Origin of the sequence: Rhizobium oryzihabitans, from assembly GCF_010669145.1 — a bacterium.
Taxonomy (GTDB): domain Bacteria; phylum Pseudomonadota; class Alphaproteobacteria; order Rhizobiales; family Rhizobiaceae; genus Agrobacterium; species Agrobacterium oryzihabitans.
In genome coordinates this window covers 110,701-124,646 of the sequence record NZ_CP048633.1, presented here as the reverse complement: position 1 = coordinate 124,646, position 13,946 = coordinate 110,701, and the positions used below count along the sequence as shown (strand labels likewise).

General features: G+C 52.5%; 12 protein-coding genes and 4 pseudogenes. 10 read left to right on the top strand and 6 right to left on the bottom strand.

Annotation, left to right across the window (positions count from 1 at the left end):
• The first annotated feature begins 244 nt into the window (after positions 1 to 244).
• Positions 245 to 685, top strand: a complete 441-nt coding sequence (locus G3A56_RS16760; protein ID WP_164056727.1) for a GNAT family protein — start codon at positions 245 to 247, stop codon at positions 683 to 685.
• 375 nt (positions 686 to 1,060) lie between these two features.
• Here G3A56_RS16760 and G3A56_RS16755 read toward each other — a convergent pair.
• From G3A56_RS16755 to G3A56_RS16735, 5 genes and pseudogenes are all read right to left on the bottom strand, one after another.
• Positions 1,061 to 1,938, bottom strand: a pseudogene (locus G3A56_RS16755) (site-specific integrase); the annotation flags it as partial.
• A 215-nt stretch (positions 1,939 to 2,153) separates the two neighbouring features.
• Positions 2,154 to 2,741: a DUF6904 family protein gene (locus G3A56_RS16750; RefSeq protein WP_164056726.1), complete on the bottom strand. Its 588-nt coding sequence runs from the start codon at positions 2,739 to 2,741 to the stop codon at positions 2,154 to 2,156.
• 12 nt (positions 2,742 to 2,753) lie between these two features.
• A pseudogene (locus G3A56_RS16745) lies at positions 2,754 to 3,175 on the bottom strand (PIN domain-containing protein).
• Positions 3,172 to 3,438 (bottom strand): type II toxin-antitoxin system Phd/YefM family antitoxin, encoded by a 267-nt coding sequence (locus G3A56_RS16740; RefSeq protein ID WP_164056725.1) that lies wholly within the window; start codon positions 3,436 to 3,438, stop codon positions 3,172 to 3,174. The pseudogene G3A56_RS16745 and the gene G3A56_RS16740 overlap by 4 nt, the downstream one beginning before the upstream one ends.
• A gap of 98 nt (positions 3,439 to 3,536) precedes the next feature.
• A pseudogene (locus tag G3A56_RS16735) lies at positions 3,537 to 4,661 on the bottom strand (site-specific integrase); the annotation flags it as partial.
• Between the two features lie 124 nt (positions 4,662 to 4,785).
• Between G3A56_RS16735 and G3A56_RS16730 the strand changes: the two are divergent.
• The 8 genes and pseudogenes from G3A56_RS16730 to G3A56_RS16695 all read left to right on the top strand — a co-directional run bounded on the left by G3A56_RS16730 (position 4,786) and on the right by G3A56_RS16695 (position 12,598).
• Positions 4,786 to 5,739, top strand: a complete 954-nt coding sequence (locus tag G3A56_RS16730) for a DUF1403 family protein (RefSeq protein WP_164056724.1) — start codon at positions 4,786 to 4,788, stop codon at positions 5,737 to 5,739.
• Entirely contained in the window at positions 5,736 to 6,452 is a 717-nt protein-coding gene (gene scpB / locus G3A56_RS16725) for an SMC-Scp complex subunit ScpB (protein WP_164056723.1), read from the top strand. The genes G3A56_RS16730 and scpB overlap by 4 nt, the downstream gene beginning before the upstream one ends.
• A gap of 120 nt (positions 6,453 to 6,572) precedes the next feature.
• Positions 6,573 to 7,289 (top strand): annotated as a pseudogene (locus tag G3A56_RS16720) (IS6 family transposase).
• A gap of 52 nt (positions 7,290 to 7,341) precedes the next feature.
• Positions 7,342 to 8,637 carry a glycosyltransferase family A protein gene (locus G3A56_RS16715; protein WP_164056722.1) on the top strand — a complete coding sequence of 432 codons (1,296 nt, stop codon included), beginning with the start codon at positions 7,342 to 7,344 and terminating at the stop codon, positions 8,635 to 8,637.
• Between the two features lie 44 nt (positions 8,638 to 8,681).
• Entirely contained in the window at positions 8,682 to 9,494 is an 813-nt protein-coding gene (locus G3A56_RS16710; RefSeq protein ID WP_164056721.1) for a hypothetical protein, read from the top strand.
• Between the two features lie 4 nt (positions 9,495 to 9,498).
• Positions 9,499 to 10,596 carry a GSCFA domain-containing protein gene (locus G3A56_RS16705; RefSeq protein ID WP_164056720.1) on the top strand — a complete coding sequence of 366 codons (1,098 nt, stop codon included), beginning with the start codon at positions 9,499 to 9,501 and terminating at the stop codon, positions 10,594 to 10,596.
• Between the two features lie 14 nt (positions 10,597 to 10,610).
• Entirely contained in the window at positions 10,611 to 11,693 is a 1,083-nt protein-coding gene (locus G3A56_RS16700) for an NAD-dependent epimerase/dehydratase family protein (protein WP_164056719.1), read from the top strand.
• Positions 11,694 to 11,704: 11 nt separating this feature from the next.
• On the top strand, positions 11,705 to 12,598 hold the full coding sequence (locus G3A56_RS16695) for a glycosyltransferase family 2 protein (RefSeq protein ID WP_164056718.1): 894 nt from the start codon (positions 11,705 to 11,707) through the stop codon (positions 12,596 to 12,598).
• 80 nt (positions 12,599 to 12,678) lie between these two features.
• Here G3A56_RS16695 and G3A56_RS16690 read toward each other — a convergent pair whose 3' ends face one another.
• Positions 12,679 to 13,530, bottom strand: a complete 852-nt coding sequence (locus G3A56_RS16690) for a glycosyltransferase family 2 protein (RefSeq protein ID WP_246231371.1) — start codon at positions 13,528 to 13,530, stop codon at positions 12,679 to 12,681.
• 190 nt (positions 13,531 to 13,720) lie between these two features.
• On the opposite strand from G3A56_RS16690, the gene G3A56_RS16685 reads away from it, so the two are divergent.
• Positions 13,721 to 13,915 (top strand): hypothetical protein, encoded by a 195-nt coding sequence (locus tag G3A56_RS16685; protein WP_164056716.1) that lies wholly within the window; start codon positions 13,721 to 13,723, stop codon positions 13,913 to 13,915.
• Positions 13,916 to 13,946 lie beyond the last annotated feature (31 nt).

Genomic DNA, 13,946 nt, shown 5'->3' with positions numbered 1-13,946 from the left:
GTGATCTTTCAGCGGAAAACTTCCTCGCCGTGACTGGAAAAGACGCAGCTGGGGTGCTCGACGGGCTCATCGTGAACTATTGATTTGTTCGGTTCGCGCTATGCCGGAATCGCCGACCGCGGCCGCGCCAAACCGAGTGGCTGATACTGGTCACTTCGCTGCACGACACACACATCGACCGATGGATCGAACCTGAGAAAGACATTCTAGTATGAAGTATGCGATCCTCCCGCTTCTGTAGATTTTGGTCGATGAGATCGAGGTCTGGCTTGATGCCGAAGAGGCTGTCTACGAGAGCGCGGTAGTGGCTTGGGACCAAGCGCCATTTGATGGACCTAAGCCAACGCGTGGCTTCAGATGCAACTGGGATCTCGTGAAAAGAAACTGGCATGACGGAAGCACGCCCCTCAACGTTCTCGTCGAGGACGGTAAGGCCGTCGGCTTTTTGTTCGGTACGGACATCCTGGAGATCCATCCCCAGCATCGGGGCGGGCCTTGGATACTGCTCTCGGATTATATGCTCCGTCGTGCTACCGAAGACGGATACTGCATTCTGGAAATCGAGATCGCGCCGCATACCGCTGAGCCATTCTGGCTGCGGCAAGGCTTCGTGCTGCTCGACGACGAGATTCATTTCCGACATGGCTTGCATGCCTTCAAGACCCTCCGCGTGCTTTTTCCCTAGGCCCGGACCGAGGGCCTCTGTAGCGATCATGTTTTATGACGAGAGAGCGGCGTATAACGAGGGCGAGCCCTTCAGCACGTTCGAGGAAAGGGGGAGCGCCTGGCCGACGGATCTGTCCAGCTCCCGGAGCGGGTGCAAGGCTATTCACCGCTGCTCAGAGTGAACACTGACAATCATATCCGCATCATCGTGGACGGTAGCGAAATTTATTCCGGACGGTCCAAGTACGGGCAGGCCCACGGCACTAGACGTGACCCCGCCGGCCATCATTACATTGACCGCGTGTTGCCCGGTTAAGCCGGCACTCGCGCACCGGAGAGTTTCGGCGTCCGCGAAGCTCTTTCCTCAATGACTGCTGAGGATTGACGGTGGTCTTCAAAGAAGGCGAGCGGCGCGCCACTTCGTCGGGCGGCGCTGTTATAGTAGTTCGAAGCCTGTTGAACTGATCTATGACGCGACTGCTCCATGGCCTCGGGAGGGGAACGCCGCGATTGGCAGCTTCGGTGAGATAACCTGATCGTAAGCCGTGCGCTGAAAACTCCCCAGGCTCCAACCCGGCCATCGCCGCTCGCTGCTTGACGATCAGATTGATCGACTGCGGATCGAGCTCGCGGCGCGAGACAGTGCCCCAGCGCCCGATCCTTCGAAACACGCTCCCGCTCTCGATCTTTGCGTCGGTCATCCACGCTTGGAGCGCCTCGACCGGCCGCCCCGTCAGATAGACGACATCGTCCTGCTCGCCGCTCGTCGTTTTCGTCCGGCCGAGATGGATCCCGAGAGAGGGGAGGGAGGCCACCCGGAACTTCGATCGGAGCCTCCTCGGTCAGCTGCTCGACCCGCAGCCCTGCGATCTCGCTGCGCCGGCGGCGCCGAAGCAAACGCAACCATCAGGATGGCGCGGTCGCGCAGATCCCGCAGGTTTTCGGTGGCGCAGGTCGCTAGGAGCTTTGCCAGGACATCCCCTGTGACAGCCTTGGCACTTTTGCGGCTTCGTTTCCGCGCACGGCACGCACGGCCAGCCGGATCGCTGATTTCAGGGAGGGGAGGCGAAGGCACCGTCGAGGCCGCGCCATTTTGTCAGGTCGACCAGTTCGCCAGCCGCCGGCGCACCGTCGACGGCGCATGCGGTCCGGTCGATTTGAGAAATCCCTGGCTCCGTAAATTCTCGTCGACATCGGCGGCATGCCATGATCGGGATCGCTGGCCCGCTTTTGCGGATCCCACAAATGCTGCGCGACGAATTTGAGCAGCAGCTGTGGCTTTTAGCTCCCGATTTCAATTGAAGCGCTAAACGAAAAACTCTGCCTTCAGTTTTGAGCTTGCGGTTTCAACAAAGAGCAGGGAAGGGGCGTCTATCCGGTTGATATCACTAGTGATGCGCCCGTGATTTACCAACGAGGATCCGGCCATTCCGCATTTTCCCACGCAGCGAATTCTCCTGGAGAGATCAGGTTCTTTTCGCCGTTCTTCAATCGGATATCGTAGAGGCGGTCATACATCGGATCGAAACTCGAAAGGAGCTGCGCAAAGCCAGCCTTCCGTTGCGCTTTCGTCCATGAGGAAAAGATTGCCCTCGACTGTCGATCATTTCGAACACTTCAGGCTGTGCCGGATCAAGGCGCTGCCAGAGATCGATGATATGCCCCGCCTGCGCACCAAAATCCTCGCGCAACGCATCTTCGATGACGGCCTCCAATGCGTAGGCTATGGTTTGGGTCTTGGCAGTATGATTGAGGAACGCGAGAGATTGCCTCAGCAGCCTTTGCTGCAACATAAGGACGGGCCAAAGGATCTGGACACCATATCGGACGCCGATTTCTTCAATATGTTTTGGCGGCTGAATAACCTCGCGCTGCCGCTCATATGCTTTGCGCACATCGTAGGCCAACCCAAGGAACGAGCCTTCCTTGTCTTTCACAATCGGCGAGCGCTCATTCACGTCATGGACGACTTCATGCAGCCAGGTCAGGGACGTGTAGTCCCGACGAGCAGGATCCCGGCGTGATTTTTGAGCAAGCTGTGGGAGAGCACCGGGACCAATCCTTTCAATCGACAAACAAGAACCCGATCAGTCCACCCATGGGTCGATGATGTCTATTCCAAAGCCTTCGAAATCCTTGGTGTTGCGCGTCGCAAGCGTCAGCTGATAGGCGACGGCCGTAGCGGCAATCAGACCGTCCATTGATGCGAGTCCCCGACCACTTCGCTTGGCAAGTGCCATGAGATCGCCCCAGGCCAAGGCGACAGGCCCTTCCACCGGCAAAATCCTGCTTTCGAAGCGTTGAGGCAGATCATGCGCGAGCCATTCGTCCAGGGCATCGCGCTTTCGCCGCTATCCATCAACGCCACGCCGCGGCGGATTTCGGCAATCGACACGATGCTGATAAACGTGCGGTCCTCGTCCAGACCGTGGAGCCACTTCAAAACGTCTTCATTGGGGCGAGGTTTCGTAACTTCTGAAAGAACATTCGTATCTAGGAGCAGTCTCATAGCGACAAGTCACGTGGCTCATCGTGTTGCCGCTCAATATCCAGATCGGCACCACGCAGAGGTGATGCCAACAGAAACTCCGCGAGTGATCCCCTGCGCGCAGTCTTCTTCTGCCACTCTTCTGCAGAAACGACCACCACGCTCGGCTTTCCATTGCGGGTAATCGTCTGGGGTGCCAACTGCGCTCGCTCCATGACTTCCGAAAGCTTTGCCTTCGCGCCAGCGACCGTCCAGCTCATATCATCGTGTGTTGATGCTTGCATCGTCTCACCTATAACCAAAATGACTATAGTGACTATAATGCATGAGAGGTGTCTCTGCAAGCGCGTGGTCGGACGATGTAGGGGAGGGGGCCATTAAAGCCTGACGCCTTGGTCAGATTTACTCGAAAGCGGTCGCGTCGACGTTGGTATCTACGGGTCATCTCAGCGGAAACATGGCCCAGCTGTTTCTGGACGTAGCGTTCGTCGACTTCGCAGAAGAAGCGAGGCCAGCACGAAGGGAGTGACCGGAAAACTTAAACGCACGCTCGATCTCGCTAAGGTCACCGCGAACGCCTGCGGCCATGGCAGTCCGTTTCACGAGGCGAGCGACCTCCTTGTCGTTCAGCCGCACCGACCCGACAGCTTTGCCTTGTCCCGTCACGCGACGGAAGAGGGGGCCGTGAGCCAGCTTGGCGAACTTGATCCAGGTCTCGACTGCGGCGACCGGACAGGTCGCATCTGCCGAGCCGCGACCGACCTCGACTCTCGCCATCCGGTTTTACCGCGCAGGGTAATAAGCATGCCCTTGTCGAGGATCTCGATCCAACCGCGACCGTCCTCAGTTTGGTCGGCCTTCAGGTCGAGGCCGACGATCTCGGAGCGCCGAAGACCTCCCGCAAAGCCTATGAGCAACATGGCCCGATCCCGCAGGCCACGTAGAGACCCGCGATCAAGCGTCTCGACCATGGCGATGATGTCTTCAGCCATCACCGCTTCCTTCTGGACCGGTGGCTTGGCGTGGCTGTTGCGTATGCGGCCATCACGGTGGCGATATGCCGGTCCTTGCGATCGAGTGAGAGGCCGCGCTGGGCATAGTTCCAGGAGAGCGAGGAGAGGCGGCGTTCGATGGTCGAGACTGAGTTCGCTTTTGCACCCCGTTCAGCCGTGCCGGAAGCGCAGGCTGTGATGTAAAGTCCGACGGTTTGTGGATGCGGTGGCAGAGGGGCCAGGTTGGAGCGCCGGCACCACGCCGAAAAATGCTTCCAGTCGGCCGCGTAAGCCTTGCGCGTGTTGGCGGAACTGGCCGCCTCGACATAACCCCGGGCGCGATCGGCGAGGCTGGCAAGATGCGCTGGCGTCTGATCCTGATCAGCAGGGGAGGGGAGGGCGCTGTCGCCCGACACCTCCGGCACGGAAACATCATGCCCGGTCGCCGTGCTGAGAGACGGCGCTGAGGTCTCCTCGACGTGATTTTTGGTGTTTTGCTCGATGATTTGGGCCATTTCTCTATAATGAACATAATGTCCGATAATGCAAGATTATCGGACATTTTATATTCCTGACATGTCGTGCGGTTTGGATCGATATATATAGCCTAAACTGCGCATCTGATCTATACTGCGAAGCATGAACTCGATCACCAAAGTGCAAATTCCATCAGTGACATGGTCGGCGAACATGCCGGGCTGGACGTTGGCATATGGCCGTGACATCGACGAAATTGATGCCGCCTTCGCCGCCGGTATCGGCTTGAAATCCCTCGATGATGTGATCCGCGCCGATCCTCCTTGGCTCGGCTGCTGGCGCGACCGCCTAGCCCTGAAATCAGCCGCTGTCGCGGCCCGCATGCTCGATAGGAATGAAGAAGAGAATGCGCTGCGCGACGCCGTTTTGCTGACTCCCGCGAATGGAGACCCGGGACCGGCCGGAAAGCTGTTTTTAGCCACACGAATGCTGGCACGTCGAACAGCGATGCCCGGTACTGCGTTTGTAAGGGAATTGGTCGAGCTTCTGTCTATCCGATGGGACACGGAGCTCTCCTCGATCGCGGATCTCGCCGATGTGGCAATCCAGTCCGGGCGCGCGGCCCCCATTGCGATTGCTGATCTGGTATCCGCGATCATGGCGCTTCGTCCGGACGCGGAGGTCCTGGCTCTGGCTTTGGCAGACATCGTACTGGCCCAGAAGCTGAGATGGGCGCGACCCGTGCCGCTTCTGCTACCTGTACGGTTCGGGTCTGCATTCCGCACGATCGGCGGAAGAGGTCGAGTGCGGCCAGGTGAGCCAGCTTATCCGAAAGCAATTTGTCTGGCGCTGGTCAGCAGTGTCGAGGCGGCGCTTCAATCTGCCGCCGACATTGATCGCCGTGCCGCTCGGTTAATGGCAGCAGTGCCAAAGGTGAGGACCAAGGGGGGCGATACGGTTATCCAAAAGCTCCTCAATGAAGACGCGGTTCCGGCCTCGGCGCCGGGGTGCAATCTGTCACGCTGGGCAGCCACTCGACTGTTTGAGCGGCTGGAGAGTTTCGAAGCGGTGCGGGAACTGTCCGGCCGCTCTTCCTTTCGAATTTATGGGTTATGACGATGAGGGGAGCGAGCGCAGCAAAAACAAGTCAACGCCAAGCGAAAGACCGCCAGCAGGAGGTCCTTTATGATCGTGAGCTCGAGGGACTGCCTCCAGAACTGCGCTGGCGTGAGTGGATGTTGCGGGTAGAGGCGGTGATATTCGCCTCGTCCGAACCGGTCAGCCGCGAGATGCTGGCGCGGGTGGTCGGCAAAGAGTGCAGTATTGATCTGTTGGTTGATGACCTCATCGACGAATTACGAGATCGACCATACGAACTGGTGTTGGTCGCAGGCGGATGGCAGCATCGCACCCGAGCGCGGTTTGCTGAGACAATTCGCATTTCGACCGCTCCGGCGAAATCAATTGCACCACGGCTGTCAGAGACCGAGTCTATGGTGTTGACGGCGGTGGGATATTTTCAGCCGATCACCAGGGCCGAACTGTCGGAGATTTTCGGCAAGGAGGTCAGTCGTGACACGATCGCCGGCCTGCGAGATGCGGGCTTCATCGTATCAGGGCCGAGAAGTCCGACACCCGGTGCGCCTTACACCTATGTGACAACACCCCGATTTCTGTCGGTTTTTGGCTTTGAGACACTGCGTGACCTTCCCAACATCGAGGCACTTGAGGATGCTGGGCTTCTGAGCAGCCGAGGCACGTTCGATACCTCCAACAAAGATCTTGCTGACATCGCCTCCGGTGGACAGGACGCCGATGAGGCCGACTGATGTCCCTTCTCATCGTGAGTTCGTTCGGTAACGGCCTTTTCTTCGCGATCCGATGTACTCCAATAACTTGGAATGGAGCAAAGGGCGTTGTCACGTTGTTCGTGGCTTAACGGTTGACGGATAACCGGACGTGATGAGCACGCCGACCATCAGCTACAAGAACCACCGTTTCCCACCGCATATCATCGCCCATGCCGTCTGGCTGTATTTCCGGTTCCCGTTAAGCCTGCGGCTGGTGGAAGAAATGCTGCTGGAGCGCGGCATTGTCGTGTCCTACGAAACGATCCGGCGCTGGGGCCGGAAATTCGGTGCGGCCTACGCAAAGCGACTGCGCAGAAAGACGCCGTCGCGAGAGGATATCTGGCATCTGGACGAAGTGGTCGTGACGATCGGCGGGCGAAAGCATTGGCTTTGGCGAGCCGTCGACCAGGACGGATATGTTCTCGACGAGATCGTGCAGACCCGTCGAGACACCAAGGCTGCCAAGCGATTGCTGATCAGGCTGCTGAAGAAGCAAGGCCTCGCGCCAAAGAGGATTGTCACCGATAAACTGCGTTCATACGGGGCGGCAAAGCGAGATGTGATGCCGGCCATTGAACATAGATCACACAAGGGCCTTAACAACCGTGCGGAAAATTCCCATCTGCCGCTGCGAAAACGAGAACGAGTGATGCAGGGCTTCCGATCCGTCGGCAGTCTGCAACAATTTGTCCCGTGTTTTCAGCGGTTAGAAATCATTTCGTCCCGTCGCATCAAAAACACTCCGCCCTCGCCACCCACATTCATCGGATCCGCGCCATGGCGCACTGGAAGGCCGTGACCGGCGCAACTGCCTGAGTTTAACTGAAAGTGCTTCGTCCGGCCTCAGTCGAACAACGTGACAACGCCGATGAATGTACTCTCATTCAACACGACTGCAAGACAACCGGATCTCCAACACAAAAGCCGACCGACCTTCACGGTACTCACCCGAACCCAGGGCAAGCGACTAGAGACCTTACAAGAGGTCTTTCTCTGCCTCTCTGCGCAGACATATTTAGATTTCGAACATCTAGTAATCGCGCACAATGCCGATGATGATGCGATTCGGCATATAAAGCATCTAATTGATAATCAACCCAGCGACTTCCGAAATAAGATCCGTTTTGAGAGGGTTGAAGGGGGTACGAGAACAACACCATTAAATATCGGATTTTCAATCGCGAACGGACTATACGTCGTGATATTAGATGATGACGACATCGTTTTCGCCCACTGGTTGGAAACATTTGCCGGAATCGCCGCTAGGAAACCTGGTGCTTTGTTGCGAGCGGTTGCCCTACGTCAGGAGTTTACATGGGCGACTGTTAACGGCAAGCGAGCTGCACGTGCCATCAGCGGCATGTATAATGATTACGGTCCTGACTTTGATTTTATTCAGCATCTCGAAACGAATTTAACCCCGCCTGTTTCAATAGCATTTCCACGCTACCTTTTCGCTGAACACGGGCTTCGCTTTGACGAAGCGCTTACCACTACAGAAGACTGGGATTACATTATGAGGTGTGCGGCGTATGTTGGCGTAGGCGTATCCGATCAAATCACATGCATCTATCGATGGTGGATTGCTGCGGAAAGTTCGAGAGAAATGCATTCCCAGGATGAATGGATCTTGAACCACGAAGTGATCCAAAATCGGCTTAATAGCACGCCGGTACTTCTCGAGTCGAGATCTATAAAAACAATCCGTAATATATCAAGTAAACGGGACGAATTTTTAAGGTGGGCCAATTCTTTACATCACGAAATTGAAAAAATTAAGATTGCAGAAGAGGCAGTTCTTCCTCCTAATACGGATGGGATACAAGAGCCGCGTTTAACTAAGTGGGAAAATCTCATAAACAAAAAGTTTTACGTCGATAAAAAAACTAAGCTACTTAGGCGAACGATAATTGAAGATTCGGGTTTGTTTGACGCCGATTGGTATCAAGCCACCTACTCAGATGTTGCACAAAGTGGAGTTGACCCTTTAACCCATTTTTTAGATTGCGGAAGCAGAGAGCTGCGCAGCCCGTGTAAAGCGTTTAATGCGAAAGCCTATTATGTAATGAATCGTGACGTGCAGTCTCATCGGATAGAGCCTGTTTTTCACTACCTACTCCATGGTAAGTGGGAAGGGCGTCCATTGAGATCACATGAGAGCTGAAGTTTGAAGCGCGCTTTCTGGCTAAGTGGTGATAGAGAGAAATTATGTCAGAACCATCGTTCGCAACATTGTTGATCGGAGATAGCCACTATGCTGCAGTTGCCACCGCAGCCCAAGAGCGTCTCGTGTTCGATCCGAGTCAATTACGGACTGACTTGATTTTTTTTGACGCGTGGAAATACGGTCTAAGCTACCAGTTTACCTCGGATGAAATTGGCTCTGTCGAGCTCAACATGCAGCTTAGGGAAAACATTGAAATATTATCTCGGAACTACGATAATATCTCTTTAGTAACAATGCTTGGAGGAGGACATCATTTAGCGCTTACAGTGTTAGATAATGACGGTCCGTTGGAAGTTGTACTTCCTGGAGAGCCGCATCTACCTCTCAGGGATGATGCAACCTTATTAAGCCTCGATATGATCGAGGATATATTTTTGCAACTTATCCAACCTACTTTCAATACACTAAAAGCTTTTCGTGCAGCCTTGCCCCAGGTTGCTATGCTGCAGGTGGAGTGTCCCCCAGCCAATGGTGATAACGAATATGTTCGAAATCACATAGGAAACTATTTTGAAAAGCTGTATTCTCCAGAGCAACTAGACGCCCTGTCGACACCCGTTCAAAGGTACAAGTTCTGGAAAGTCCAATCCAATATGTATCAGAAAACGTGCTCGGAACTGGGAATAGAATATATGAAAGTACCTCCATCGGCAATCGACGGATCGGGATTTCTGAAGCCAGAACATTACGGGCCGGATAGTACGCATGCTAACGCTTTGTATGGTAACGTAATTATTGACGCACTTGAATCTAGGTTCGGATGCAAGTTTGTTGGTTGGAACAGCTTTGGATAGAAAAATGCATCCTTACAAAAGTCTTCCACAATACACACGCTGGAGCCACTCGGTAGCAGGAGTGGCCTATTCCGACCTTAATCCTATCGCTGCGTTCCCCTTTAAAATTGGTTATACCGACAAAGTGGCGACGGCCGGTAGCTGCTTTGCGCAACATATTGCAAAGAGACTCAGGACAAATGGGTATAACTACTTTGTTACGGAACCAGGACATCATTATGCCAATACAGAGTTGCTTAATAAATACAATTACCAGGTTTATTCTGCAAGGTATGCCAATATCTACACCACCAGACAACTCCTCCAATTAATTGAACGCGCTTATGATGATCGGAGACCTCTAGATGGGTGGTGGAGGCTTCCCAATGGGCGGTTTGTTGATCCGTTGCGTCCTACTATAGAACCCCGGGGATTTTCATCTCTAGAAGAATTGGAAGCTGATAGGGAACGGCACCTGAAGGCTGTACGACGGATGTTCCAGGAATTGGACGTCTTTGTCTTTACTCTTGGTCTAACGGAAGCATGGCACGATAAGCTCGACGGAACGGTATTCCCAGTTTGTCCAGGTGTTGCCGGAGGTCAATTTAACCCAGAGCGACACCAATTTGTAAATTTCCGAGTGCTCGATATCGTAAGTGACCTAAGAGAATCAATTAAACGGATTCAGTCACTGAACTGTAAGGCACGCATTATTCTGACAGTATCACCGGTTCCATTGGTTGCTACGGCGGAGGACAGGCACGTTCTCGTATCAAACACCTATTCGAAATCTGCATTGAGGGTCGCATGCGAGGAAATATCCGCAGAGTTCTCTGGAGCTGTCGCCTATTTTCCATCCTATGAGCTCATTGTAGGTTCCTTCAACAAAGGAAGGTACTTTGCACCGGATTTGAGAACGGTAACTGTTGAGGGTGTAGACCACGTTATGCGGGTTTTCATGGAGAGTGTGTCAAGCGAGGGTAGCGTTCGTCAAATTGTGGATGTCGCTGATGCACAAGCTGGTAAAACGCTAGCTACTCTCAATGAGCAACAGCGGTTAGTTTGCGAGGAAGAGCTGTTAGAGCTGTCCCGTTCTCATACAAATGCTAAACAACAATCATAGATACGAGGTTCCCGTTGAGAGTCTTGATTACAGGTGGCGCGGGCTTTATTGGCGCCTCTCTTGCAAAAGAATTAGCCGGTCAAGGTGGGGTTACCGTCGTCGCCGTGGATAACTTGCTACCGCAAGTTCATGGAGACGGTGTCCTGCGCCGTCGTTTTCCTGAAGATGCGCAAATGATTGTTGGGGACGTGCGAAATGGAGATTTGCTGGATCAAGTAATATCTGACCTGCAGCCGGATTTTGTTGTACATTTTGCGGCTGAAACGGGCACATCACAGTCGATGTCTGAGTGCAGTCGTCATGCCTCCGTGAACGTTGTTGGAACGGCGGAGCTTGTAGATGCACTTAAGCGTAGTAACGTTCGTCCTCTTAGCATTCTGCTTGCCTCAAGTCGCGCAGTTTATGGTGAAGGCGCTTGGCGTAGTGCGGACGGAGTTTCGTTTTACCCAGGAATTAGATCACGTTCGCAATTTCTCGAAATGCGATGGGATTTTAAGAGTAGGGATGGGAGATTTGCTTTTCCTTTAGCGCATTTTGCACCAGAAGTTCATCCTCACCCTACAAGTGTTTATGGCGCTACGAAACTGGCGCAAGAGCATATTTTGGAAGCTTGGTGCGCGGCCAACGATATTTCCCTATGCATTTTGAGATTTCAGAACGTCTATGGTATCGGCCAGTCTCCTTCCAACCCGTATACCGGTATAATTAATATATTTCATCATATAGCCCGGAAAGCAGAAACAATACCCCTTTATGAAGATGGGCTGATAACTCGCGATTTCGTGTGGATTGACGATGTGGTGGACTGTTGCATCAGGGCTTTGAATCAAAAAATACCGGGAATTAATACATACGATGTTGGTAGCGGTAAGTCTGTGACTATTGCAGAAGTAGCAAGTGTTGTTGCGGATTTTCATAAAGCTCCAGCTCCAGTCGTAACCGGGCAATTTAGAGAAGGTGATGTCCGATTTGCTACTGCTAACATATCCAAAACAACTGCTGACCTAGGGTACGTTCCAAAAACATCCCTTCAGGAGGGTGTTTTTATGGTGGGTGAGTGGTTGTTCTCTGAAAACCCTAGCTCCGCTGACCTGTAGAAAGACAACAGATGGCGCATATACAAGTACAGAGTGTTTTGTTCAACAATGAAGCCGACGACATTAAAAAAGCTCTTCGAGCTGTTAGCAACGCTTCCCGCATTTTACAAAAGCATCGGAATGTTACTGTTGATGTCGTTTACGGTGATTGCTCTCCGGACAAACCCTGCCTCTCGCTAAACGATGTGAGAGAGATGGAACGTATCCACGAGAATGGTGGATTTCGCTACGTCATTTTCGGTGAGAACCTTGGGTCAGCTGAAGGGCATAACCGGCTGGCAGCCGGCGCACCTGAGGGCTTCATACTCATCCAAAATCCTGATGTTGTTGGTCAGGGAAATTACATTTTGGAGCTACTTTCTGCTTTTGACCAAAGCAATTGCGGGATGGCCGAAGCCCGCCAGCTACCGATTGAGCATCCGAAAGATTATGATCCGAGAACTGGCGATACTCCCTGGGCGACGACTGCATGTGCGTTGATTTCAACTGAGATCTTCCGGCAGCTAAACGGGTTCGACTCAGAGACATTTTTTCTTTACTGCGACGATGTTGACTTCTCTTGGAGAGTGAGATTAGCAGGGAGGAGAGTTTTATTTCAGCCATCTTCAGTTGTATTTCATGATAAAAGACTGAATATTGATGGATCTTGGAAACCCTCTAGTGCGGAAAGGTATTACTCCATTGAAGCGTCTTTATTGATGGCTTATAAGTATTCCCGCCCTGATAGGCTTAATGAGGTGCTCGCCGTCTGTGACAAGTATGCATCTGACGAGGTATTTGCCAGAGCCGCCTCCAATTTTCGGTCTCGAGAAAAGATTGGTAAACTGCCCGCTCAAATTGATCCTGAACATAAAGTTTCAGAGTTTTACAATGATAACTATTGCCGTCATAGGTTCGTGATCTAATTGCCGCTTCTGGGCGCCTCGCTATAATTAGTACGCTTTGACATGAACTGTTATCTAAGTGCTACGCTGCCGAGAGCAAATTAATTGTTACCTGATTTTTCAGAATCTTGTAATTGAAGCTCTAGGTGACGGGCCCAGTTATTTGCGTCCACCAATGCCTCATGAAGCGAGGCAGCCCATTTGCGCAGATGTTCGTTTTCGGCCCATGCGGCTTCTAACGCTTGCTTTTGGTCTTCTATAATCTTTTGAGTGAGCAACGCTGTGTTTGCCTGACCTAGGGAATGCTGCCTGTACATTATTAGCGCTTCCGGTACCCGGACAACCTCATAACCGTGTCGAACCATCCTTAAAAATAAGTCAGCGTCCTCCGGACCAAGCGTCTGCCTGTACCCACCAACCGCCTCATAGGCACTCCTTCTGAACATCGACGAGCCGTTCATGAAATTATCGGTTTCTAATCTGGCAAGAGCTTCCGGCGTTGGATCTGGAAACGACCAGTAAAAGCGCTTCGGGTCGGAATCGCTTATATAAGTAGCTCCAACTTTTGCTGCAAGTTGCTCCGCTTTCGGACCGAATATCTCCATATCAAAATACGCAACCGCGGCTCTTTGATTCCGAGCAAGGGCACGCCTCAACTCATAGACAAAATTTCTTTTTGCAATATTGTCCGCACCAACAAAAGCGATGAACTCTGTTCTGCAGATATTTACAGCCTTACGAAAATTTTCTACTATTCCTAGATTTTTATCGTTGTATATTAATTCAATTTTGTTGCTATATCTCTGTAATACGCGTCTTGTAGAATCAGTCGAGCAGTCATCAATAACGAAAATGCGTTCAGGCTGTTCAGTCTGTTCCAAGACAGAATCTATTGCGTCCTCGATGTAGTTTCCGTAATTATAGCTCGGAATTATTAGCGTTACATCATTCATATTGATCAATTATGCTCCACTGGATAATTGAATTTCCTGTATATACTCAAATTTTTAGGCTACTGTACTGGACAGCAAGTGCATTGTCGCTCATCGTGACGATCATTTCCAGCGGCATTTAGTGGTATCGCCCTAAAGTACTACGTACCGGATAAGTTTCAGAATGAGGGGGGTGATCCGGTACCGGCGGATGGCCAAGGCCTATGAGATGATCCTAAGGATAGCTGCCAGAGCCGACGCAGGGATGACAGCCATGATGCCCAAGATCGCAAGACAAATCTGGCCAATGACGGCAGCCGTTCCCAGCATTCCAAAAACCGCAATGGCAAATGCCAAAGACCAGAAGCTTTCGATACCATACGTGTTGGTTTCCGCGCAGAAGTGAGCCGGTGGGGGTGCGGACGAAAACTTGGACC

Coding starts and splice junctions, on each gene's coding strand:
- G3A56_RS16690 (WP_246231371.1), bottom strand. CDS start 13,530: ATGAATGATGTAACGCTAATAATTCCGAGCTATAATTACGGAAACTAC.
- G3A56_RS16740 (WP_164056725.1), bottom strand. CDS start 3,438: ATGCAAGCATCAACACACGATGATATGAGCTGGACGGTCGCTGGCGCG.
- G3A56_RS16710 (WP_164056721.1), top strand. CDS start 8,682: ATGTCAGAACCATCGTTCGCAACATTGTTGATCGGAGATAGCCACTAT.
- scpB (WP_164056723.1), top strand. CDS start 5,736: ATGACGATGAGGGGAGCGAGCGCAGCAAAAACAAGTCAACGCCAAGCG.
- G3A56_RS16705 (WP_164056720.1), top strand. CDS start 9,499: ATGCATCCTTACAAAAGTCTTCCACAATACACACGCTGGAGCCACTCG.
- G3A56_RS16685 (WP_164056716.1), top strand. CDS start 13,721: ATGGCCAAGGCCTATGAGATGATCCTAAGGATAGCTGCCAGAGCCGAC.
- G3A56_RS16730 (WP_164056724.1), top strand. CDS start 4,786: ATGAACTCGATCACCAAAGTGCAAATTCCATCAGTGACATGGTCGGCG.
- G3A56_RS16715 (WP_164056722.1), top strand. CDS start 7,342: ATGAATGTACTCTCATTCAACACGACTGCAAGACAACCGGATCTCCAA.
- G3A56_RS16695 (WP_164056718.1), top strand. CDS start 11,705: ATGGCGCATATACAAGTACAGAGTGTTTTGTTCAACAATGAAGCCGAC.